Raw genomic sequence first — 21873 nt, 5'->3', positions numbered from 1 at the left:
TAAAAGGCCAGCACTCGCTGGCCTTTTTACTCTTCTAACGGCTAAAAGATTTACCGACTGTATAATGAATGAGTTTAACGTAATAGATAAATATTTTATCGATAGGCAGACTCAGCGTAGAGATGTATTGCTCTCTATTGGTGATGACTGTGCATTGGTTAAAGCGCCAGAGAACACAGCGATTGCCATTAGCACTGATACACTTGTTGCTGGAACCCACTTTATCGCTGATGCGAAGCCGGCATGGATTGCTCATAAAGCATTGGCTTCTAACCTTAGTGACCTTGCTGCTATGGGGGCTACGCCATCATGGGTATCTCTAGCGCTAACGCTACCTAAAATTGATGAGCATTGGTTAGCCGAGTTTTGTGATGCTTTTTACGATCTTGCTGACTATTATGGTGTGCAGCTAATCGGTGGTGATACCACTAAAGGTCCTCTAAGTATCACGTTAACGGTGCAGGGGTTTGTTCCTGAGCATAGAGCTTTGGCTCGCAGTGGAGCAAAAGTTGGTGACTGGATATACGTCACAGGAAACCTTGGAGACAGCAAAGCAGGTTTGGATGTTGTTCTTGACAGCGCGACTCGCAGCAGACCTTACTCTAAAGAGCTGGAAGAGCGTCACTACTTAGCGACGCCAAGAATTTTAGCTGGACAAGCTCTACTGCCAATAGCAAGTGCAGCCGTGGATATATCAGATGGTTTGATTTCTGATTTGAAGCATATCCTTAAGCGTTCAAATGTTGGTGCGCGTGTTGATGTTGACTTATTACCAACCTCTCCAGAGCTTCGAGAGTTTCTAGCAGATAGGCAATTATCAAAGCAGTATGCTCTATCTAGCGGTGAAGAGTACGAACTTTGTTTTACTGTTTCTGAAGAAAATCGTGGTGCTCTAGACAGTGCGCTTGCCCATTGCGGTGCAACCTATACTCGTATCGGGCAAATTCGTTCGGGAAATACTCTTGAACTGCAATCTAATGGTAAGCCGGTTGATTGGCAGCTGGAAGGGTTTGATCACTTTGAGGAGCAAGTAGTATGACCGATCCTAAATCTCGCATTGCTTTGAAAAACCCTTGGCATTTATTGGCCACAGGATTTGGAAGTGGCTTATCTCCAGTGGTTCCGGGAACCATGGGGACGGTAGCTTCTATTCCATTTTATTTATTGTTAGTCCAACTTCCAGCTCCAGTTTATTACCTAGTGGTTATTCTCGCTTGTGTAATTGGTGTGAAAATCTGCCAAGTTACTTCAGACGATATGGGCGTACACGATCATGGCTCAATTGTTTGGGATGAATTTGCTGGATACTGGATAACAATGCTAGTTGTGCCATTTTTTCACCTTAACACTCTTGATTGGCGTTGGATATTAAGTGGTTTTATCGTGTTCCGCTTTTTTGACATGGTAAAACCTTGGCCGATAAGTTGGCTTGATAAGCGTGTTGGAGGCGGATTTGGTATCATGGTGGATGACATTCTTGCAGGTGTTATGTCACTAATTGTACTTGGTCTACTGGGTAATTATCTAGGCTGGATGCACTAGGTTCTCATTCTGTCTTACAAAAAGGTCCACGAGCGTGGACTTTTTTGTATGTGCTTAGGCAGGAGCGTTTTAAAGCTTTTCTAGGTCGGCTTCAATCTCGGCAATTTTACAAGCAACGACTTTTTCCAAGTGACGCAAGTCTTTCAGTATTTTACTTTTTACGTCAACCTCGGCCATTTTTTCTGGCTTAGTAATAATGTTGAGTTCATCAATAACTAAGGTTAAGTTGCGATTGATCTCGGTAACTTCTTTGTATTGGTGGCTGCCGCTATCGACCAAAACATTTTTGACCTGTCTTGGGTATTTAAATTTGACGCTTTTAGCGAAAAGCTCGCCCTTTTGTTTGCGAAAATAGATTTTAAGTATATCTTTGTGGGCTTCTTGACGAAGTGAGTAACGCTCAATTTGTTTTGGTTCTTGAATACCAAGACCTGTGAGGTTTGGAAACATAATTGACCTCTGCTTTTTCGTAATTACAAATTCATCCTATCAATCGATATTAGGCTTTTGTGGTTAAAGTTGCCAGCTTCACGTCTATTTCACAAGCGAGTTAGTATGATCAAGCACAATAAAGCTTGCGAATGGGTGGTAAGTTTTAGTTGTTTTTCTGGCACTGTTTCAAGTAACTGCCAATAGTTACGTGTCGTCAAAAAGAATTAGCTTAATCTAGGTGCTTACCAAGTACGCTGTTATTTATTTTATCGAATTGACTAGAGAGGCAGATATGGAAAGTTTGTTGTATTCAATATATGCCAAAGACTATGGAAGGGTTGTCCTAGACAACGTATACAACGCACAATTAGAGCGTCCATCTCACCAAGCAATGTTTCCTGACCTACAAGGGAAACACGTTCTCGACTTGGGCTGTGGCCCGGGCGTGTATGCGCAATATATGACTGAACGTGGGGCAAAAGTTACCTCGATTGATGTGTCACAGGATATGGTTGATATTGTTAGAGGAAAATTGGGTGAGAAAGTAAAAGCTTATAGACAAGATTTGAACTTAGGGTTACCAGAAGAGCAAACCGATCAATATGACTTAGTTGTTAGCCCGCTGGCCGTTCATTACTTAGAAGACCTAACTACGCTATTTAATGACATAAAAAGAGTCCTTAAGAAAGGCGGCTTGTTTTTGTTCTCTACTCACCACCCAATGATTGACTTTCAATTTTCCCCTTCAGGAAATTATTTTCAGCAAGAGATGCTGACCCAAGAGTGGGATATCATTGGAAAACCCGTGGAAGTGCGTTTCTATCGTCGCTCTTTCACGCAAATTTTCCAATACATAACTCAGGCAGGTTTTGCTGTTGTTGAGTTTAACGAAGGCTGCCCAGCTGAATCAATGAAAGATAGTTCACCAGAAAGCTATAAACTTCTTTCATCAACACCTAACTTCACGTTTTATAAATGCCGAGTTTTGGAATAGAGAGAAGAAGCCCTAGCTATAGTTACCTTTGGCTAGGGCATTTTTTTAAGGGGCCAATTTAGCGATATTTTCGCTTAAAGTCTCACGTAAACGAGACTTGTCATCGTCATCTAGCTGACCATTACTTTCGTTGGTGATGATGAACAAATCCTCCGCACGTTCACCTATCGTCGTGATTTTTGCACCATGCAAGTTAATACCTAACTCAGCAAATGTTGCACCAACAGTTGCAAGTAGCCCCGGCGTATCGAGTGCGACTAGCTCCATAAGCGTGCGTTTTTTTCCTCTAGTTGGTAAGAAGTCAACTTTGGTAGAGACTTTAAAGTGTTGGAGGTTTCTTGGTGTTCGACGCAACTTAAGCTTGGCTTGCCAGCCCTTCTGTAGCGCTTGAGTAAGCTGTTTAATAATGGTGTTGTGGCGATTGAGTTCGATAGCGCTGCCTGTCTGATCGAGCACCATGAAAGTATCGAGAACAAAACCATCTTTACTCGTCAGGACTTGAGCGTCATGCACGCTGAAGTTTCGGCGATCGAGCTCAGCGACAACATTGGCAAATAGCGCTTCTTGGTCTTTGCAGTAAACGAACACTTCTGTTCCACCTCGTGTGGCTTTCTTACTCATGATAACCAGCGGCTGCTCTTGATCTTCATGCTGCAAGATATGAGTGCAATGCCAAGCAATTTGCTTATGAGTATGACGAAGGAAATAATCAGCCTTAAAGCGTTGCCATAGTACCTCTATCTCTCTAGCGGTAAACCCTTCTTTCCTTAGCAATGCTGAAGCCAGTTGTTGATTGTGACGAATGCGATCGCGCACATCCACCGGATTTTCTAGTCCTCGTCGCAATGCTCTTTGAGTTGAGTAGAACAGCTCTGCTAGCAGTGTTCTTTTCCAGCTATTCCATAGCTCTGGGTTGGTGGCACATATGTCAGAAACGGTTAGGCAGACCAAAAATTCGAGATACTCTTCATCACGAACCTTCTTGGCAAATTCAGTGATGACTTCTGGGTCGTAAATATCTCTTCGCTGAGCGGTGACGGACATCAGCAAATGGTTTTTGACTAACCAATAAACGAGTTTCGCTTCAGGTTTCGAGAGGCCATGTTCAATACAGAATTCATAGGCTTCTACCGCTCCGATTTCTGAGTGATCACCACCACGACCTTTGCCGATATCATGAAAAATAGCCGCCAGTATCAATAGCTCTTTTTTCTGAATACGTGGATATATTTCGCAGCAAATAGGGTGCCTATCATGATTAGCAGGGTCGTTAAATTTATTGATGTGTCTTAGTAGGCGAATACTGTGTTCGTCTACAGTGTAGACATGGAATAGGTCAAATTGCATTTGACCTACGATTTGGCTCCATTGAGGAAAATAAGTCGCGAGCACGCCCAATTTATGCATCAGAACGAACGCACGATTTAAGGAGTTCGGGTGTCGAACCAACTCCATAAATTTTTCTCTGGCCGCTGGAATAGTATGGAGAAACTTATTGAGTCTGCGCCTTGCTGTGCGCAGTTGTCGTAGGGTTGCTGGACCTACACTTTCGATAGTGGAGTCGTTAGCAATATGGATAAACATATCCAAAATCGATTCTGGCCGAGATTGAAATAAGGCAGGCTTGCGAGCCTCGATTAACTTACCTTGACGCAGAAAGTCGTCACTGAGCATTTCTGGCTCTGCTTCGATGCCGTTATTTAGGATAACTTGGTCAAAGATTTTAAGTAGCATTTTATTGAGCTCTGCCACCCGACGCAGAGTCCGATAAAACTCCTTCATCATCATCTCGACGCCACGGTTACCTTCTCCATTGAAACCGAGGTGTTCAGCGACTTGGGCTTGGTGAGCAAAGGTTAGGCGGTTATCGTACCTTTTTAGTTCAATGTGAAGTGCAAACCTCACACGCCATAGGAAATTTTGGCACTCGACTAATTCTCTATATTCAGCATCGGTTAGGAAGCCAAACTTACTCATTTCAAGTAATGAGGTTGCTCCAAAATGTCTACGAGCTACCCAGCTCAACGTATGAATATCTCTAAGCCCGCCGGGAGTGGATTTGATATCGGGTTCCAAATTGTAAGTGGTATCGTGATACCTTGCATGACGCTCTTTTTGCTCTTTAACTTTCGCTTGGTAGAAATCTTCACTTGGCCAAAATGATTTCGATAGCACTTGCTCTTTTAGTTTCAGATACAGTGAGTCTTCCCCGGTTAGATAGCGAGCTTCTTGTAAATTGGTTGCGACCGTTAAGTCTTCTCGGCCAATTTCTGCGCATTGCTCGACTGTTCTAACCGCGTGGCCAACTTCTAAGCGTAAATCCCATAGAAAGGTAATAAATTCGCTAACTTTCGCCTCTGTTGAAGTTGAGAGCTTACTAGTTGTGACAATTAGAATATCGATGTCCGACAGTGGATGCAGTTCTGCGCGGCCATAGCCACCAACGGCTACAAGGGATAAACCTGATATGTCGGCTAAGCCTAATGATTGCCACAACTGAACCAAAATACCATCGATATAGTTGGAGCGACCGACGACGAGATCATTAATCGGCTGGTGTTCGAGAAATTGTTGTTTTTGGTGTTCGCTAAATTGATCGAGTTTCTGCTTGGTTTCAGAGACGGTTAAGCACGTTGCTGGCGAGTCTTGAGATGAGGGCGTGGGCATAAATGGCTATCCATGTGCTTAATGAGCGATAAAGCCAATCTATCAGATAACTACAGAGAAAAAAAATACCCCAGAGTTTGGGGTATCTTCTATTCAACTTGGATTCGGTACAAGTTAGGCGAGTTAGTTGTGCAGAACCCTAGCGATTTCTTCTTCTTCGCGTAAAGTTAATATCTCACAACCTGTTGCAGTCACAAGTAGAGTGTGTTCCCATTGGGCAGAGTTCTTTCCGTCACCAGTGTACACTGTCCAACCGTCTTCTTCGTCTAAACGACAACCAAATTTACCTGAGTTGATCATTGGTTCGATGGTAAATGTCATGCCTTCGCGAAGTACCGTCGAGTCATTGTTTTTGTAATGGACAACTTGTGGCTCTTCATGGAACTCGGCGCCAATTCCGTGACCACAGTAGTCTTTTACAATCGAGAATTTTGCTCTAGGGTTATTTTTGTTGTTGGTTTTGATGTATTTCTCGATAGAAGTACCGATCTCACCGAGCTTGATCCCTGGCTTCACTTTTTTTATTGCCAAATACAAGCTTTCTTGGGCCACCATACATAGGCGCTTGTTTGCAGGTGAAACGTCGCCAACAAGGAACATCTTAGAAGTGTCACCATGGTAGCCATCTTTAATCACGGTGATATCGATATTTACGATGTCACCATCTTTTAATACTGCTGGTCTTTCTACCCCACCAATCTCACTATCTTCTGTTGCAGGGATGCCGTGACAAACAACATGATTGATTGATGTACAAATTGATTTTGGAAATCCGTGGTAGTTCAGGGGAGCTGGGATACACCCTTGTACTTCCGTAATATGCTTATGACAGATCTGATCGAGTTCTTCAGTAGTTACACCCGCTTTTACGTGTGGTTCAATCATCTCAAGCACTTCTGCGGCCAGCTTACCAGCAATGCGCATTTTCTCGATTTCTTCAGCAGTTTTAATATTAATTGGCATCGACTTTCTTTTAGGATTTACATGTTAATGGGAATTATTCTAGCAGGAAGGGGTAATAAAGTGTATGGCTATAAAACCTTGCTGTTTGATTGGGTTTATATCTTTACAGCCGTTTTTGGTGAATTTTTCTAGCCATTGACACCCAAAATATGGTATAAAGCGCGCCGGATAGATGGTCTGTTTTCTCTTGTTTCAAGCGAGGCAGATTACATCCAAATAAATTTTATCTTTAAATCACACACATTCCGACACATGTTCCGGGGTGCTTGAAGCAAAAGCTATCAAGTCGGATACATGGGGGATGTGGAGGCCTAACCCCATAGAGGATTTTAAAATGGCAACTGTATCAATGCGCGATATGCTTAAAGCTGGTGTTCACTTCGGTCACCAGACTCGTTACTGGAACCCAAAAATGAAGCCATTCATCTTTGGTGCTCGTAACCGTGTACATATCATCAACCTAGAAAAAACTGTACCTATGTTCAACGACGCTCTAAACGAGCTAGCTAAAGTTGGCGAGAAAAAAGGTAAAGTTCTTTTCGTTGGTACTAAACGCGCTGCATCTGAAGCTGTTAAAGAAGCTGCAACTGCTAGCAACCAATTCTACGTAAACAACCGTTGGTTGGGTGGTATGCTAACGAACTACAAAACTGTTCGTCAGTCTATCAAGCGTCTAAAAGATCTAGAGTCTCAAGCTCAAGACGGCACTTTCGACAAACTAACTAAGAAAGAAGCTCTAATGCGTACCCGTGAAATGGAGAAGCTAGAGAAGTCTCTTGGTGGTATCAAAGACATGGGCGGCCTACCAGACGCTCTATTCGTTATCGATGCTGACCACGAGCACATCGCTGTTAAAGAAGCTAACAACCTAGGCATCCCAGTTTACGCTGTAGTTGATACTAACTCTAACCCAGATGGCGTTGATTACATCATCCCAGGTAACGATGATGCAATCCGTGCAGTACAGCTTTACCTAAACGCTGCTGCTCAAGCTGTATCTGAAGGTCGTAACAAAGACGTAGCTGAAGTTGCTGAAAAAGACGGTTTCGTAGAAGAAGCTGAATAATTGCGGCTCTGCTAACTTAGGCAATGTGACATAAAATGGAAGCATTGTCTGAGTTATAGTTAGCATCAGGGGCCAAATGTTAGGCCCCTGATTTTTACCCTATCCAGAATTAACTGAGGAATAGAGAATGGCTGTAACTGCTGCTCTAGTAAAAGAACTGCGCGACCGTACTGGCGCAGGCATGATGGACTGTAAGAAAGCGCTGAACGAAACGAACGGCGACATCGAACTAGCAATCGAGAACATGCGTAAATCTGGCGCTGCGAAAGCTGCTAAGAAAGCAGGTAACGTAGCTGCTGAAGGTACTATCATCATCAAAGACGCTGATGGTGTTGCAGTTCTTCTAGAAGTTAACTGCCAAACTGACTTCGTAGCTAAAGATGCAAACTTCACTGCATTCGCAGAGAAAGTAGCAGCTGAAGCACTAGCTTCTAAAGCTTCTGCAGAAGAGCTAGTAGCTAAGTTCGAAGAAGAGCGTATCGCTCTAGTTGCTAAAATCGGCGAAAACGTAAACATCCGTCGCGTTCAATACATCGAAGGTGCTGCTCTAGCAACTTACCGTCACGGTGAGAAAATCGGTGTTGTTGTTGCTGGTGAAGGTGACGCTGAAACTCTTAAGCACGTTGCTATGCACGTTGCTGCTTCTCGCCCTGAGTACGTTAACCCTGAAGACGTACCAGCTGAAGTTGTAGAGAAAGAGAAAGCGGTTCAAGTTGAAATCGCAATGAACGAAGGTAAGCCTGCTGAAATCGCTGAGAAGATGGTTGTCGGCCGTATGAAGAAGTTTACTGGCGAAATCTCTCTAACTGGTCAAGCGTTCGTAATGGAGCCTAAGAAATCTGTAGGCGAAATCCTTAAAGAGCGTGGCGCATCAGTATCTACTTTCGTTCGTCTAGAAGTTGGTGAAGGCATCGACAAAGGCGAAGAAATGAGCTTTGCTGAAGAAGTAGCACAGGCGCAGAAAGGTTAATCCTAGCGTTCAGTGTTCATAAATTAGACCGTGGCCAAGGCTACGGTCTTTTTGTGAGTGGCTTCTAGGTGTTCAGTGACGATTTAATATTTAACTGGTTAAATACTGTTCAAGTGTTAAATCATGACTGCTGTATCTAGCAACTTATACAACGACTCTTATTTTTTGGAAGGAAAAGTCCATGACAACGAACCCTAAACCAGAATATCAACGTATCCTATTAAAACTAAGTGGTGAAGCACTGCAAGGTGAAGAAGGTTTTGGTATTGATCCTGCGATTCTTGATCGTATGGCCCAAGAGATTAAAGAATTGGTCGAATTGGGAGTTCAAGTTGGGGTTGTGATTGGCGGAGGTAATTTATTCCGTGGAGCTGGCCTTGCGGAAGCTGGCATGAACCGCGTAGTGGGTGACCATATGGGGATGCTTGCAACTGTAATGAATGGCTTAGCGATGCGCGATGCGTTACACCGTGCCTACGTTAACGCACGCGTGATGTCTGCAATTCCTCTAAATGGTGTTTGTGACGATTACAACTGGGCCGATGCGATTAGCCAGTTGCGCCAAGGCCGTGTAGTTATCTTCTCAGCTGGAACAGGTAACCCATTCTTTACTACTGATTCTGCTGCTTGTTTGCGCGGTATTGAGATTGAAGCCGATGTTGTATTGAAAGCGACTAAAGTAGATGGTGTATTTACAGCGGATCCTGTAGCCAACCCAGACGCTGAGTTGTATGATACGCTTTCATATCAAAGTGTTTTAGAGAAAGAGCTTAAGGTTATGGATCTCGCGGCATTTACGTTAGCTAGAGATCACAAGATGCCTATTCGAGTGTTTAATATGAACAAGCCTGGCTCACTACGCCGTGTAGTGATGGGTGAAGCTGAAGGCACTCTGATCAGTGATTTTGACGAGTAAGAGCCTTTTGGTATGATTCGACTCAAGTGAAGTCGAATCTTCCAACTTTAAATGCCCAATAAAACTTCTTTGTATAGAGCACAAATTAATAAGGTGAAATTGTGATTGACGAAATCAAACTAGAAGCGCAAGAGCGCATGGAAAAAAGTGTTGAAGCACTAAAGAATAACCTCTCAAAAGTTCGTACTGGTCGTGCTCACCCAAGCCTTCTTTCTGGTATCTCTGTTGAGTACTACGGTGCCGCAACGCCTCTTAATCAAGTAGCAAACGTGATTGCAGAAGATGCACGCACGCTAGCGATCACTGTATTCGACAAAGAGCTAGCTCCTAAAGTTGAAAAGGCGATCATGCAGTCAGATCTTGGCCTAAACCCAATGTCTGCGGGTACAGTTATTCGCGTTCCATTACCACCGCTAACTGAAGAACGTCGTAAAGACCTAGTTAAAATCGTTCGTGGTGAAGCTGAAGGTGGCCGCGTAGCGATCCGTAACATTCGTCGCGATGCGAACAACGAGCTTAAAGCGCTTCTAAAAGACAAAGAAATCTCAGAAGACGAAGATCATAAAGCGCAAGACGAAATCCAAAAAATCACAGACTCAGCGGTTAAGAAAGTCGATGAAGTTCTTGCTGCAAAAGAAAAAGAGTTGATGGAAGTTTAATTTATTAGCTAAACTCGCCTATCAAATAACGCTGCGCTGACAGATAGCGCAGCGTTTCTTTACACAATCCATATGCTCGTTTTATAAGCGCTTTATCAATATATGCAAAACTCACAACTTTCTTTAGACGCAGTCCCTAAACATATTGCAATCATTATGGATGGTAATGGTCGTTGGGCAAAAGCTCAGGGCAAACCAAGAGTATTTGGCCATAAGAATGGTGTTGCTTCAGTAAGAGAAACGATCTCCACGGCTGCAAAGCTCGGTGTTCAAGCGATTACTTTGTTTGCTTTTAGCAGCGAAAACTGGCGTCGCCCTGAAGAAGAGGTGGGAATGTTAATGGAGTTGTTTGTGACAGCTCTATCTACAGAAGTGACCAAGCTGCATAAGAACAACCTCAAGTTACAGGTTATTGGTGACACTTCGCGCTTCAGCAACCGCTTACAGAAAAAGATAGCCAAAGCAGAGCAAACTACCTCAACGAATACCGGTATGGTAGTGAATATCGCTGCCAATTATGGCGGTAAGTGGGATATAGCCCAAGCAGCGCAGCAAGTTGCGAAAAAAGTAGAGCAAGGAGAACTATGCTCTTCTGATATTACAGAAAACATTTTGGCAGAGCACATGATGATGTCTGATTTACCAGATGTCGACTTATTGATAAGAACGAGTGGCGAATGTCGAATTAGTAACTTCCTGCTCTGGCAAATAGCGTACGCTGAAATATACTTTACACCAGTTTATTGGCCTGACTTTAAAGAAGAAAGTTTAATTGAAGCTGTGACATGGTTTATCAACCGTGAGAGAAGGTTTGGTTGTACTGGTGAGCAAATCAAAGCACTTATCGAGAATTAAATACAAGGTTTACTCAATTTGAAGCAAAGAATAATCACAGCGCTTATTTTAGCCCCACTTGTTATTTGGGGTATTTTTGACCTACCGTTGCCATGGTTTGTCGTTGCGATGGCAGGGGTTGTCGGTATCGGTTTTTGGGAGTGGACACAGTTTGTAAATAACCGTTCTCGCATGATAGCACTTGTGCCAGCATTGATAGTTGGCGCAGTAAGCCTGTATTTTGTACCATTCGATCACGCCAGCTTAAATCAGCACTTACCTGAGTACTATGCCATTCTAATAGCCGGAGCCATTTGGTGGGTTTGTTCTAGCTTACTTGCAGTCACATACCCCAAGTCGCGATCAGTTTGGGAAAGTAGTAATTGCGCTCGGCATCTTTTTGGCATATTGACTTTGCTACCTTTCTTTTGGAGTGTGCTGCTTTTACGAGCAGAAGGTTGGTTAGATAATCCTTTCCATGGTGCAAAGATTGTTCTTTTCGTATGCCTAATTGTATGGGCTGCAGATACTGGTGCTTATTTCACAGGTAAGAGTTTAGGCAAACATAAGATGGCACCACATGTTAGCCCAAATAAGACCATTGAAGGGCTTATCGGCGGTATCGTGACAGCAATTGTTGTCGCATGGCTATCTGCAAAATGGTTTCACGTTGAGTTTAAGAGCCCGGTTGCGATGATTCTCATAACCCTGCTAACTGTTGTGTTCGCTGTGTTAGGGGATTTGGTAGAAAGCATGTTTAAGCGTGTTTCTGGTGTGAAAGACAGCAGTAACATCATTCCAGGGCATGGTGGTGTTTTAGACCGAATTGATAGTCTAACGGCCGCATTTCCTATTTTTGCCCTTCTTTACTTACTTCAGTAGTCGGATCTTGGACTCTCTTCATATGGTTATTTGGTAACTCTACGCTATGCATAAGTTAACAGTTTTAGGTGCCACTGGTTCTATTGGAACAAGTACTCTCAAGGTAGTCGACCAAAATCCAGACAAGTACTCCATTGTGGCTTTAGTCGCTGGTAGTAACGCTCAAAAAATGGCTGAGCTTTGTTTGAAATACAAGCCAAAGTATGCGGTTATGTCGACTGTTGAGGCTGAGAGAGAGCTTAAAGCACATTTAGACAATGTAAGCCTCGACATCGAAATCATGAGCGGAACTGATAGCGCTTGTCAGGTCTCAGCGTTAGCTGAAGTAGATATGGTTATGGCAGCTATTGTAGGCGCTGCTGGCTTGTTGCCAACCTTGTCTGCAGTGAAAGCAGGTAAGAAGGTGCTGCTAGCGAATAAAGAAGCATTAGTCATGACCGGACAAATATTTATCGACGCAGTCGATAAATATAATGCTGAACTCCTACCAATAGATAGTGAACATAACGCTATTTTTCAGTGCATGCCAGAGCAAGTACAGACAAACTTAGGTCGATGTAATCTAGCAAAGCATGGCATTCAAGAGATTCTACTAACTGGCTCCGGTGGGCCTTTTAGGTATCGCGATGTTGATACTCTCGTGGATGTAACACCAGAGCAAGCAATTGCTCACCCCAACTGGTCGATGGGCCCCAAAATCTCTGTTGACTCTGCCACCATGATGAACAAAGGTCTTGAGTATATTGAAGCGAAATGGCTGTTCAATACGCAAAAAGATCAGCTAAAGGTGTTAGTGCACCCACAGTCGGTGATTCATTCCATGGTTCAATACAAGGACGGTTCTGTGTTGGCTCAAATGGGGCAGCCTGATATGGCGACGCCTATCGCTTATGGCCTATCATACCCTCAAAGAATTCAATCAGGTGTTAAACCACTGAATTTTGCAGAAGTAGGAGAGCTTACTTTTCTGAAACCAGACTATGCTCGATACCCCTGTTTGAAACTTGCGATTGAAGCCTGCTATCAAGGTCAGCATGCAACAACTGCTTTAAATGCAGCAAATGAAGTGGCTGTAGGTGCTTTTTTAGCTAATCAGCTCCAGTTCAATGAGATAAGTGCTGTTAACGAGAAAGTATTGTCGAAAATAAATGCTTCTGTCTCAAGTAACGATGTGCTTGACTTGGAAAGCGTACTAGAGCTGGATAGAATGGCTCGTAACTATGCAATTGAACAATTACGTGAGTGAATGGAATGACCGGATTTTTGTGGGATTTTGCGTCTTTTATTGTTGCCCTTGGCATACTAGTCGCCGTCCATGAGTATGGACACTTCTGGGTTGCACGGCGATGTGGTGTAAAGGTCGAAAAATTTTCCATAGGATTTGGTAAGGCTCTATGGCGAAGAATGGGTAAGGATGGTACAGAGTATACGATCTGCGCCATTCCTCTTGGCGGCTATGTTAAGATGCTTGATAGCCGCATAGATGAAATCACTGAGCAGCAAAAACCTTTCGCATTCGATCATAAAACGTTGTGGCAACGTGCTTTGATTGTCGCCGCAGGCCCTGTCTTTAACTTCTTGTTGGCCATTGTCCTTTACTGGCTCATCTTTGTAATAGGTGTTCCAACCGTTAAGCCTGTAGTCGGCCAAATTGCCCCATCATCTATCGCTGCTCAAGCCGGTTTACAGCCAGGCATGGAACTAAAACAAATATCTGGCGTCCAAACCGCTGATTGGGAATCAGTTAACATGCAGCTGGTTTCCCACATTGGCGATAAAAGCCTAACGATGACAGTCTCGCCAAAGAACGATATTGGAGTACAAGAAACGAAAACCTTGGACTTGAGCAGTTGGCGTTTCGACCCAGATAAAGAATCTGCGATGCAAGCTTTGGGTATCACTCCCTATACACCTAAGGTACTGCCAATAGTCTCGAGCGTAGTCAAAGGCGGTGCGGGTGAAAAGTCAGGGCTGAAAGCAGGCGATGTATTAGTTGACTTGAATGGTGAGTCGATAAGGGCTTGGCAGCAAGTGGTAAAAACGATTCAAGAAAGCCCCAATCAACTGGTTAAATTCACAGTTGATAGGCAAGGTCAGATGATTAATATCAGCATGACTCCGCGTCAAAAGGAGCTATCTGATGGCAAAATTATTGGTTTTGCGGGTATCGTCCCTTCCGCAGAGCCGTGGCCCGATGACTATAAAATTGATTTGAAATTCGGGGTTGTTGACTCAATTGGCAAAGCCGTCGAGAAAACAGGCCAAGTTATTGGACTTACTGCGAGTGTGCTTAAGAAGTTGATTGTTGGCGATATTGGATTGAAAAACTTAAGTGGTCCAATATCAATAGCACAAGGAGCGGGTACCACCGCGGAACATGGACTGGTTTACTTTTTAGGGTTTCTGGCACTCATTAGCGTCAACTTGGGTATCATAAACCTAGTTCCTCTACCAATGCTGGATGGAGGGCATTTACTGTTTTTTGCAATTGAAGCTGTTATACGTCGACCTGTACCAGAGAAAATTCAAGACATGGGATACAGAGTGGGCGGTGCGATTATTTTTTCTTTAATGGCATTAGCAATTTTTAACGATTTTACTCGCCTATAGAGCAGTTGTATCAAGGAATAACTAGAACCAAGATGGCAATGAAAAAGATATTGTTTGCAACGTTGTTAGCAACGAGTGTATGTGCAAATGCCGCCGATAGTGTAACGAGCTCTCATGCTCCTATTAATATAGAAAACTTCGTAGTTAAAGATATCAAAATAGAAGGCTTGCAACGTGTCACCCTTGGTGCAGCGCTTCTAGAAATACCTGTGCGCGTTGGAGATAAAGTTGATAGTCGAGATATTGCAGACATTATCCGCTCAATGTATGCCTCAGGTAACTACGAAAACGTACAAGTTTATCGTGACAACAATGTACTTGTTATCAAGGTTCAAGAAAGACCAACCATAGCAAGTATTTCTTTTTCTGGTAACAAAACCATAAAAGATGAACAGCTCAAGAAAAACTTGAGCGCTTCAGGTATTAGCGTTGGTGACGCTTTAGATCGCACAACACTATCAAACATCGAAAAAGGTTTGGAAGATTTTTACTATAGTGTTGGTAAATATAATGCAACCGTAAAAGCGGTAGTGACGCCATTACCTCGTAACCGTGCCGATCTTAAGTTTGTTTTTACTGAAGGCCCTTCTGCGCAAATCGAGCAAATTAACTTAATTGGCAACAAAGTTTTCTCTAATAAGACATTGCTTGAGCACTTTAACTTGAAAGCTGATGTGTCTTGGTGGAACTTCCTATCTAGCGATAAGTATCAGAAACAAGAGCTGGCTAGCGACTTAGAATCTCTCAAGTCTTTCTACTTAGATCGAGGCTACTTAAAGTTTCAAATAGTATCTACAGAGGTCTCTATTTCTCCAGATAAGCAGGGTGTCTACATTACCTTAGTGCTTCACGAGGGTAAGCCTTGGACGGTTAAGAAGGTTGAACTAAGAGGAAACCTTGCTGGAGATAAAAGCAAATTTGAAGCAGCCATTCCATTTAAATCGGGAGATACGTATAACGGCTCTGAAGTCACTCGCTATGAGAACACGATAAAGAAAGAGCTCGGCCAATCAGGATATGCTTACCCGAAAGTTCAAACCATACCCCAGTTCGATGAAGAAAATCATCAAGTGACACTAGTTGTCAGCGTTGATCCTGGTAAGCGTATGTATGTTCGGGATATTCGTTTCCAAGGTAATACAGCAACAAAAGATGAAGTGTTACGACGTGAAATGCGTCAAATGGAAAGTAGCTGGTTGAACTCTAAAGACGTTGAAACGGGCAAAACTAGGCTAAATAGAACAGGCTTCTTCAAAAAGGTTGATGTTAAAACGGATCGTGTACCAGGTAGCCCTGATCAAGTTGATGTTGTTTACGATGTTCAAGAAGCGAATTCAGGGAGTGTCAACTTTGGTGTTGGTTATGGTACTGAATCTGGCGTGAGCTTCCAAGCCGGCGTCCAACAAGATAACTTCTTGGGTACAGGTAATCGAGTGGGCATCAATGCGATGACCAATGATTATTCGAAAAACGTTACATTGAGTTATACCGACCCTTATTGGAACCTTGATGGTGTTAGTTTAGGCGGAAAAGTTTTCTATAATGAGTTTGAAGCCTCGAATGCAGGTATCGTTGACTATACCAACAACAGTTATGGCTCTAGTCTTACATGGGGCTTTCCAGTTGATGAATTGAATAGGCTTGGCCTTGGTGTTGGCTATACGCACAATGACATCGGTAATGTGCCAACCTATGTTCAAGCGGAGCAGTTTGCTAAGAGTATCGACCAGTATGGTAATAGCAACTTAATCACTAATGATTACGATGTTAACTTCACTTGGACAAGAAATGCTTTAGATAAGTCTTATTTCCCAACTGCAGGTAATTATCAAAGCGCATCATATAAAATAACGGTTCCAGGATCGGGTGCTCAATACTTTAAAATGCAGTATGATGTGCGCCAGTACATTCCGTTAACGAGAAAACATGACTTTACTCTGTTAATGCGTGGACGTTTAGGGTACGGAAACGGGTATGGTGAGACGAATGGAAACGAAAACTTGTATCCATTCTATGAAAACTTCTATGCCGGTGGTTTTTCTACTCTGCGTGGATTTAGTTCAAATACTGCTGGTCCGAAAGCAGTGTATGCGGATTATTCAACCTCTAATAATGGTGAATACTACGCAACAAGTGATTCTGTAGGTGGTAATGCAACGTGGCTTGCTAGTATGGAGCTAATCGTACCAACACCATTTGCGTCAGACGAAGCTCAAAGCCAGATACGTACCAGTGTTTTTGTTGATATGGCGAGTGTCTGGGATACAGAGTTTAGTTACGATCCATCGCAGGTAGTGTATGGAAACCAATATTACTACGACTACTCTAGCCCTTGGAATTATCGGGCCTCGACAGGCGTAGCTCTGCAATGGATGTCTCCTATGGGACCTCTTGTATTTGCTGTAGCTAAGCCTTTGAAAAAATATGAAGGTGATGACGAGGAATTCTTCACCTTTACAATCGGTAGAACCTTCTAACCAAAGGAAATAATTTTGAAAAAACTACTTAAAGCTGCTGGCATTAGCCTGCTATTACTGACTTCTTCATTTTTTGCTAATGCTGCCCAAGCCGCTCAGAAAATTGCCTATGTGAATACGGCACAGGTATTTCAAGCGTTGCCTCAGCGTGAGGTAGTGGCTAAGCAAATGCAGCAAGAGTTCAAAGATAAAGCAGCTGAATTGCAAAGTATTAAAGCTCAAGCTCAAGAGAAAATTCAGAAGCTACAGCGTGATGGTTCTATCATGAGTCAATCGGATGTTGAAAAACTGCGTATTGAAATCAGCCAATTAGAGTCTACCTACAAAATCAAAGGTCAAGCTCTAGAGCAAGAGTCTCAGCGTAAAGAGGCTCAAGAGAGACAGAAACTATTAACAACCATTCAGGCAGCTGTAGAAAAAGTCGCTAAGAAAGACGGTTACGATATGGTTGTTGATATTCAAGCGCTACGCTACGCTAGCCCTACATATGATATTACTCAACAAGTTATTAAGGCTCTGAAGTAATAGTAGTATGCAACAACTGACACTCAATCAATTAGTCGAAATTACTGGTGGTAAACTGTACGGTGACGAAAACGTCACCGTGACTATGGTTGCACCAATGGACAAATCAGCTGAAGGTCATGTGACTTTCCTTTCTTCCCCAAAATACGCGAAGCATTTGCCAGAGTGTAAAGCCAGCGTAGTGATGGTTAAAGAAGCGCATCGAGAGCTTTGTAGTACTAACGTATTGGTTGTAGATGACCCATACGTAGCTTTTGCTAAAGTTACACAAGCGCTGGATACAACACCTTCTCCTGCTACAGAAATTGCGTCATCGGCTGTGATAGACAAATCAGTTTCACTAGGAGAAAACGTTTCTATTGGTGCTAATGCCGTTGTGGAGTCTGGCGTTAACCTCGGTGATAACGTCGTGATTGGTGCTGGTTGCTTCATCGGTAAAAATGCGCAGATTGAAGCGAATACTAAGCTTTGGGCGAATGTGACCATCTATCACAATGTCAAAATCGGTAAAGATTGTCTTATTCAAGCTAACGCTGTTATCGGTTCTGATGGTTTCGGTTACGCCAATGAGAAAGGTGAGTGGATTAAAATTCCTCAGCTTGGCTCGGTCGTAATCGGCAGTCGCGTTGAGATAGGTTCTTGTACCACTATTGATAGAGGCGCGCTTGAAGATACGATTATCGAAGATAACGTTATTCTCGACAATCAACTGCAAATCGCTCATAACGTTTGTATTGGTTATGGTACAGCAATGGCTGGAGGTACAATAGTTGCGGGTAGTACGACTATCGGTAAATACTGTATTATCGGTGGGGCTACAGTTATCAATGGCCATATTGACATTGCTGACGGCGTTACAATTACTGGTATGGGTATGGTAATGCGTAGCATTCCGGAAAAAGGTATGTACTCCTCGGGTATACCTTTACAGTCCAATAAAGAGTGGCGAAAAACCGCTGCGCGAGTTCATCGAATTGATGAAATGAATAAGCGCTTAAAAGCGGTTGAAAAGATGTTAGAAGGTGATTCTGACTCTTAATTGAGCACAATGCCAAAGGCTCGCGAGACGCGGGCCTTTTTCTTTTATAGCTATACTTATCTCGCATATGGCCCTTACTCGACTTACTGAAACTCGCATCTATTGCGTGTTTGGGTATATAATGCGCGCTATTAAAAAATAAACGAAATATTTGCATAGGAATATGACTTTGACTACTGAAAATAAAACGATGAATATCACGGAGATACAAGAACTACTTCCTCACAGGTATCCTTTTTTAATGATAGATCGTGTCATTGATTTCCAAGAGGAAAAGTATCTTACTGCTATTAAAAATGTTTCATTTAATGAACCTCAGTTTACAGGTCACTTTCCACAGTTACCGGTCTTTCCAGGCGTATTGATTCTTGAAGCGATGGCGCAAGCTACCGGGTTGCTAGCATTTAAATCTTTTGGCGCTCCAGCTGAAAATGAGCTTTACTATTTTGCAAGTGTTGATGGCGCAAAATTCCGTAAACCAGTCACGCCTGGCGATCAACTTGTGATTGAAGTTGAATTCGTAAAAGAGCGTAGAGGTATTGCAGCGTTTAATGGAACAGCAAAAGTAGACGGCGAAGTTGTGTGTTCTGCAGAGCTGAAATGCGCTCGTAGAGAGTTCTAATATGATTCATGAGAGTGCAAAAATTCACCCAAGTGCTGTTGTAGAAGATGGTGCAAAAATTGGGTCGAATGTTGTTGTTGGGCCTTTTACTTATATTACCGAGCATGTAGAGATCGGTGAGGGTACGGAGGTCATGTCGCATGTGGTGATTAAAGGTTACACTACAATCGGTAAAGACAACCGTATTTTCCCACAAGCGGTAATTGGTGAGGAGAACCAAGACAAAAAGTATGGTGGCGAGAATACTAAAGTCATCATCGGTGATCGCAATGTTATCCGTGAGAGTGCTCAAATACATCGTGGCACCATCCAAGACAAACACCAAACGGTGATTGGTAATGACAACTTGTTGTGTGTAAATGCCCATATTGCTCATGATGTTATTATTGGCAATCATACCCACATTGGAAACAACTCCATTTTAGGTGGACACGTAACGGTTGATGATTATGCTGGAGTCATGGCGTTGTCTGCGATTCACCCGTTTTGTCATGTTGGAGCGTATTCATACATTGGTGGTTGTTCCGCGGTAGTACAAGATGTACCAGCTTATGTGCTGGCACAAGGTAACCATGCCTCACCATTTGGCTTGAACCTAGTTGGCCTTAAGCGTAATGGTTTTGAAAAGCCAGAGTTACGGGCTCTGCAAAAGGCTTACAAAGAGCTTTACCGCTCTGGTAACACTCTGGAAACCTCTATGCCAATACTGAAAGAAATGGCGCAGGAGTGGCCATCAATTCAACGTATTATCGATATTGTTGAAAACAGTGAACGTGGTATCATCCGCTAATCTGTGATGAATCTAAGCAAGAAGATCGCTACTTAGGTTGCGGTCTTTTTTGTTTTCTTGGGACTGACTAAATGGAGTCTATTGGAACCCATGAATAAACCAATAACAATAGGTATCGTCGTCGGTGAGTTGTCTGGAGACACGCTAGGTGAAGGGTTAATCCAAGCTATTCGCCAACAACACCCAGATGCAGAGTTTGTCGGCATTGGTGGTCCTAAAATGATGGCGCTGGGCTGTAAGTCTCTATTTAATATGGAAGAGCTTGCAGTGATGGGGTTGGTCGAGGTTCTTGGCCGTCTGCCAAGGTTACTTAAGGTTAAAAAACAGCTAGTAGAGTATTTCACTGACAATCCACCGGATGTTTTTGTTGGTATCGATGCCCCTGACTTTAACTTGCGCTTAGAGCGTAGCTTAAAAGACTCAGGTATAAAAACTGTCCACTATGTTAGCCCTTCAGTTTGGGCTTGGCGCCAAAAGAGAATCTTTTCCATAGAAGCGGCAACCAATTTGGTGTTAGCTTTCCTACCATTTGAAAAAGCGTTTTACGACAAGTTTAATGTGCCATGTGAGTTCATAGGTCATACGCTCGCCGATAAGATCCCTTTGCACACAGATAAACAGCAAGCTCGTGAGCTGTTGGGCTTAGAGCAAGACAAAACTTGGTTGGCGGTGTTGCCCGGAAGTCGGGGAAGCGAACTCAAGATGCTTTGTGAGCCCTTTATAGAAGCCTGTAAAACGATTCATACTCACAGCCCTGATGTTGGTTTTGTTGTTGCATTGGTGAACTCGAAACGAAGAGAGCAATTTGAAACTGTATGGCGTGAGCTTGCACCAGAATTAGATTTTCAACTTGTGGATGATACTGCGCACAACGTAATTGCTGCCGCTGATGTCGTCATGCTTGCCTCTGGAACAGTGGCGCTAGAGTGTATGCTATTGAAGAGGCCGATGGTTGTGGGCTATAGAGTCAATTCAATCACGGCATTTCTCGCCAAGAGATTGGTGAAAACCAAGTATGTATCATTGCCGAATATACTGTCCGACCAAGAGTTGGTAAAAGAGTATTTGCTAGAAGAGTGCACGCCAGAAAACTTAAGTGGAGAGGTACTGCGACTTCTAGATTCTGACAATCAAGCCGTAATAGATAAATTCACCGAAATGCACCATTGGATACGCAAAGGTGCGGATCAGCAAGCTGCAAACGCAGTATTGAACCTAATCAGTCGATAAATAAATATGCCAAAGAAAACAGCAACTCAAGAACTCCCACCATTTGAGTACCCTGCGGGAATGGAACGTATTGCAGGCGTAGATGAAGTTGGTCGCGGTCCACTGGTAGGTGATGTGGTCACCGCAGCAGTAATTCTTGATCCTGACAACCCAATTGAGGGACTGACAGATTCCAAAAAACTTTCTGAGAAAAAACGTTTAGCACTGTTTCCTGAGATAAAAGAAAAAGCACTGGCTTGGTCTATTGGAAGGTGTTCTGCACGTGAAATCGATGAATTGAATATCCTGCAAGCGACTATGGTTGCGATGCAAAGAGCAGTTGACGGGCTATCTGTTCAACCTGATTTTTGCCTTATAGATGGGAATAAGGTTCCCAACCTTTCCATGGAGGCTCAAGCTGTCGTGAAAGGTGATTTAAGAGTTGCTGAGATTAGCGCCGCTTCTATTCTTGCAAAGGTAGTGCGTGATCAAGAAATGTTAGAGTTGGACAAGCAATATCCGGAGTTTGGTTTTGCTAACCACAAAGGATATCCAACGAAAGCGCACTTGGAGGCGATTGAAAAGCACGGCGTTATTGATCAGCACCGCAAAAGCTTTAAGCCAGTGCAACGTGTCTTGCTACAAAATTAAAAGTTTCGGCCATTGGATTAAGCCC

21 protein-coding genes are annotated in these 21873 nt (G+C 43.2%); 18 read left to right on the top strand and 3 right to left on the bottom strand.

Translation table 11 applies throughout. From position 1 onward, the window contains the following. Nucleotides 1–61: 61 nt before the first annotated feature. On the top strand, nt 62–1039 hold the full coding sequence (thiL, locus tag L7A31_RS16085) for a thiamine-phosphate kinase (RefSeq protein ID WP_237363583.1): 978 nt from the start codon (nt 62–64) through the stop codon (nt 1037–1039). Next, nucleotides 1036–1542, top strand: a complete 507-nt coding sequence (gene pgpA, locus L7A31_RS16080) for a phosphatidylglycerophosphatase A (protein WP_237362776.1) — start codon at nt 1036–1038, stop codon at nt 1540–1542. Before thiL ends, pgpA begins: the two co-directional genes overlap by 4 nt. A 69-nt stretch (nt 1543–1611) precedes the next feature. On the opposite strand, the gene L7A31_RS16075 is transcribed toward pgpA, so the two are convergent. Beyond that, nucleotides 1612–1992, bottom strand: a complete 381-nt coding sequence (locus tag L7A31_RS16075; protein WP_237362775.1) for a DUF3461 family protein — start codon at nt 1990–1992, stop codon at nt 1612–1614. A 274-nt stretch (nt 1993–2266) separates the two neighbouring features. On the opposite strand from L7A31_RS16075, the gene L7A31_RS16070 reads away from it, so the two are divergent. Then, nucleotides 2267–2968, top strand: a complete 702-nt coding sequence (locus L7A31_RS16070; RefSeq protein ID WP_237362774.1) for a class I SAM-dependent DNA methyltransferase — start codon at nt 2267–2269, stop codon at nt 2966–2968. A 45-nt stretch (nt 2969–3013) separates the two neighbouring features. Here L7A31_RS16070 and glnD read toward each other — a convergent pair whose 3' ends face one another. Next, on the bottom strand, nt 3014–5635 hold the full coding sequence (gene glnD, locus L7A31_RS16065; protein WP_237362773.1) for a bifunctional uridylyltransferase/uridylyl-removing protein GlnD: 2622 nt from the start codon (nt 5633–5635) through the stop codon (nt 3014–3016). Between the two features lie 123 nt (nt 5636–5758). Continuing rightward, a complete protein-coding gene (gene map, locus L7A31_RS16060; protein ID WP_237362772.1) occupies nt 5759–6598 on the bottom strand; it encodes a type I methionyl aminopeptidase in 840 nt (279 codons plus the stop codon). A 334-nt stretch (nt 6599–6932) separates the two neighbouring features. Here map and rpsB point away from each other — a divergent pair, with 334 nt between their 5' ends. The 15 genes from rpsB to rnhB all read left to right on the top strand — a co-directional run bounded on the left by rpsB (nt 6933) and on the right by rnhB (nt 21848). Beyond that, complete coding sequence (gene rpsB / locus L7A31_RS16055) at nt 6933–7664, top strand: 30S ribosomal protein S2 (RefSeq protein ID WP_237362771.1); 732 nt, start codon at nt 6933–6935, stop codon at nt 7662–7664. A 127-nt stretch (nt 7665–7791) separates the two neighbouring features. Then, complete coding sequence (gene tsf, locus L7A31_RS16050; protein ID WP_237362770.1) at nt 7792–8634, top strand: translation elongation factor Ts; 843 nt, start codon at nt 7792–7794, stop codon at nt 8632–8634. 181 nt (nt 8635–8815) lie between these two features. Beyond that, complete coding sequence (pyrH, locus tag L7A31_RS16045; protein ID WP_237362769.1) at nt 8816–9550, top strand: UMP kinase; 735 nt, start codon at nt 8816–8818, stop codon at nt 9548–9550. A gap of 101 nt (nt 9551–9651) precedes the next feature. Continuing rightward, nucleotides 9652–10209, top strand: coding sequence for a ribosome recycling factor (gene frr, locus L7A31_RS16040; RefSeq protein WP_237362768.1), 558 nt, complete (start codon nt 9652–9654; stop codon nt 10207–10209). A gap of 102 nt (nt 10210–10311) precedes the next feature. Continuing rightward, the gene (uppS, locus tag L7A31_RS16035; protein ID WP_237362767.1) at nt 10312–11064 is read left to right on the top strand and encodes an undecaprenyl pyrophosphate synthase; all 753 of its coding nucleotides are present in this window, start codon (nt 10312–10314) and stop codon (nt 11062–11064) included. Between the two features lie 18 nt (nt 11065–11082). Next, on the top strand, nt 11083–11925 hold the full coding sequence (locus tag L7A31_RS16030; RefSeq protein WP_237362766.1) for a phosphatidate cytidylyltransferase: 843 nt from the start codon (nt 11083–11085) through the stop codon (nt 11923–11925). A gap of 46 nt (nt 11926–11971) precedes the next feature. Continuing rightward, nucleotides 11972–13171, top strand: coding sequence for a 1-deoxy-D-xylulose-5-phosphate reductoisomerase (gene ispC, locus L7A31_RS16025; protein ID WP_237362765.1), 1200 nt, complete (start codon nt 11972–11974; stop codon nt 13169–13171). 5 nt (nt 13172–13176) lie between these two features. Beyond that, the gene (gene rseP, locus L7A31_RS16020; protein WP_237362764.1) at nt 13177–14535 is read left to right on the top strand and encodes a sigma E protease regulator RseP; all 1359 of its coding nucleotides are present in this window, start codon (nt 13177–13179) and stop codon (nt 14533–14535) included. A gap of 32 nt (nt 14536–14567) precedes the next feature. Then, nucleotides 14568–17012, top strand: coding sequence for an outer membrane protein assembly factor BamA (gene bamA, locus L7A31_RS16015; protein ID WP_237362763.1), 2445 nt, complete (start codon nt 14568–14570; stop codon nt 17010–17012). Between the two features lie 15 nt (nt 17013–17027). Further along, nucleotides 17028–17537 carry an OmpH family outer membrane protein gene (locus L7A31_RS16010; RefSeq protein ID WP_237362762.1) on the top strand — a complete coding sequence of 170 codons (510 nt, stop codon included), beginning with the start codon at nt 17028–17030 and terminating at the stop codon, nt 17535–17537. Between the two features lie 7 nt (nt 17538–17544). Continuing rightward, nucleotides 17545–18576: a UDP-3-O-(3-hydroxymyristoyl)glucosamine N-acyltransferase gene (lpxD, locus tag L7A31_RS16005; protein WP_237362761.1), complete on the top strand. Its 1032-nt coding sequence runs from the start codon at nt 17545–17547 to the stop codon at nt 18574–18576. 169 nt (nt 18577–18745) lie between these two features. Then, a complete protein-coding gene (gene fabZ, locus L7A31_RS16000) occupies nt 18746–19198 on the top strand; it encodes a 3-hydroxyacyl-ACP dehydratase FabZ (RefSeq protein ID WP_237362760.1) in 453 nt (150 codons plus the stop codon). A 1-nt stretch (nt 19199) separates the two neighbouring features. Next, on the top strand, nt 19200–19988 hold the full coding sequence (lpxA, locus tag L7A31_RS15995) for an acyl-ACP--UDP-N-acetylglucosamine O-acyltransferase (protein ID WP_237362759.1): 789 nt from the start codon (nt 19200–19202) through the stop codon (nt 19986–19988). Between the two features lie 90 nt (nt 19989–20078). After that, nucleotides 20079–21218 (top strand): lipid-A-disaccharide synthase, encoded by a 1140-nt coding sequence (gene lpxB / locus L7A31_RS15990; protein ID WP_237362758.1) that lies wholly within the window; start codon nt 20079–20081, stop codon nt 21216–21218. 6 nt (nt 21219–21224) lie between these two features. Then, nucleotides 21225–21848: a ribonuclease HII gene (gene rnhB / locus L7A31_RS15985; RefSeq protein ID WP_237362757.1), complete on the top strand. Its 624-nt coding sequence runs from the start codon at nt 21225–21227 to the stop codon at nt 21846–21848. The last annotated feature ends 25 nt before the right edge of the window (nt 21849–21873 follow it).

It is taken from the genome of Vibrio marisflavi CECT 7928, from assembly GCF_921294215.1.
Classification (GTDB): Bacteria; Pseudomonadota; Gammaproteobacteria; order Enterobacterales; family Vibrionaceae; genus Vibrio; species Vibrio marisflavi.
The sequence above is the reverse complement of the archived record's forward strand: the minus strand, read 5'-3'. Positions and strand labels throughout refer to the sequence as shown.

Bases quoted from the DNA above. Each gene is read 5' to 3' on its own strand.
- map (WP_237362772.1), bottom strand. From the start codon at position 6,598: ATGCCAATTAATATTAAAACTGCTGAAGAAATCGAGAAAATGCGCATT.
- pyrH (WP_237362769.1), top strand. From the start codon at position 8,816: ATGACAACGAACCCTAAACCAGAATATCAACGTATCCTATTAAAACTA.
- L7A31_RS16070 (WP_237362774.1), top strand. From the start codon at position 2,267: ATGGAAAGTTTGTTGTATTCAATATATGCCAAAGACTATGGAAGGGTT.
- lpxA (WP_237362759.1), top strand. From the start codon at position 19,200: ATGATTCATGAGAGTGCAAAAATTCACCCAAGTGCTGTTGTAGAAGAT.
- lpxD (WP_237362761.1), top strand. From the start codon at position 17,545: ATGCAACAACTGACACTCAATCAATTAGTCGAAATTACTGGTGGTAAA.
- L7A31_RS16075 (WP_237362775.1), bottom strand. From the start codon at position 1,992: ATGTTTCCAAACCTCACAGGTCTTGGTATTCAAGAACCAAAACAAATT.
- bamA (WP_237362763.1), top strand. From the start codon at position 14,568: ATGGCAATGAAAAAGATATTGTTTGCAACGTTGTTAGCAACGAGTGTA.
- pgpA (WP_237362776.1), top strand. From the start codon at position 1,036: ATGACCGATCCTAAATCTCGCATTGCTTTGAAAAACCCTTGGCATTTA.
- rseP (WP_237362764.1), top strand. From the start codon at position 13,177: ATGACCGGATTTTTGTGGGATTTTGCGTCTTTTATTGTTGCCCTTGGC.
- glnD (WP_237362773.1), bottom strand. From the start codon at position 5,635: ATGCCCACGCCCTCATCTCAAGACTCGCCAGCAACGTGCTTAACCGTC.
- lpxB (WP_237362758.1), top strand. From the start codon at position 20,079: ATGAATAAACCAATAACAATAGGTATCGTCGTCGGTGAGTTGTCTGGA.
- rnhB (WP_237362757.1), top strand. From the start codon at position 21,225: ATGCCAAAGAAAACAGCAACTCAAGAACTCCCACCATTTGAGTACCCT.
- tsf (WP_237362770.1), top strand. From the start codon at position 7,792: ATGGCTGTAACTGCTGCTCTAGTAAAAGAACTGCGCGACCGTACTGGC.
- ispC (WP_237362765.1), top strand. From the start codon at position 11,972: ATGCATAAGTTAACAGTTTTAGGTGCCACTGGTTCTATTGGAACAAGT.
- uppS (WP_237362767.1), top strand. From the start codon at position 10,312: ATGCAAAACTCACAACTTTCTTTAGACGCAGTCCCTAAACATATTGCA.
- rpsB (WP_237362771.1), top strand. From the start codon at position 6,933: ATGGCAACTGTATCAATGCGCGATATGCTTAAAGCTGGTGTTCACTTC.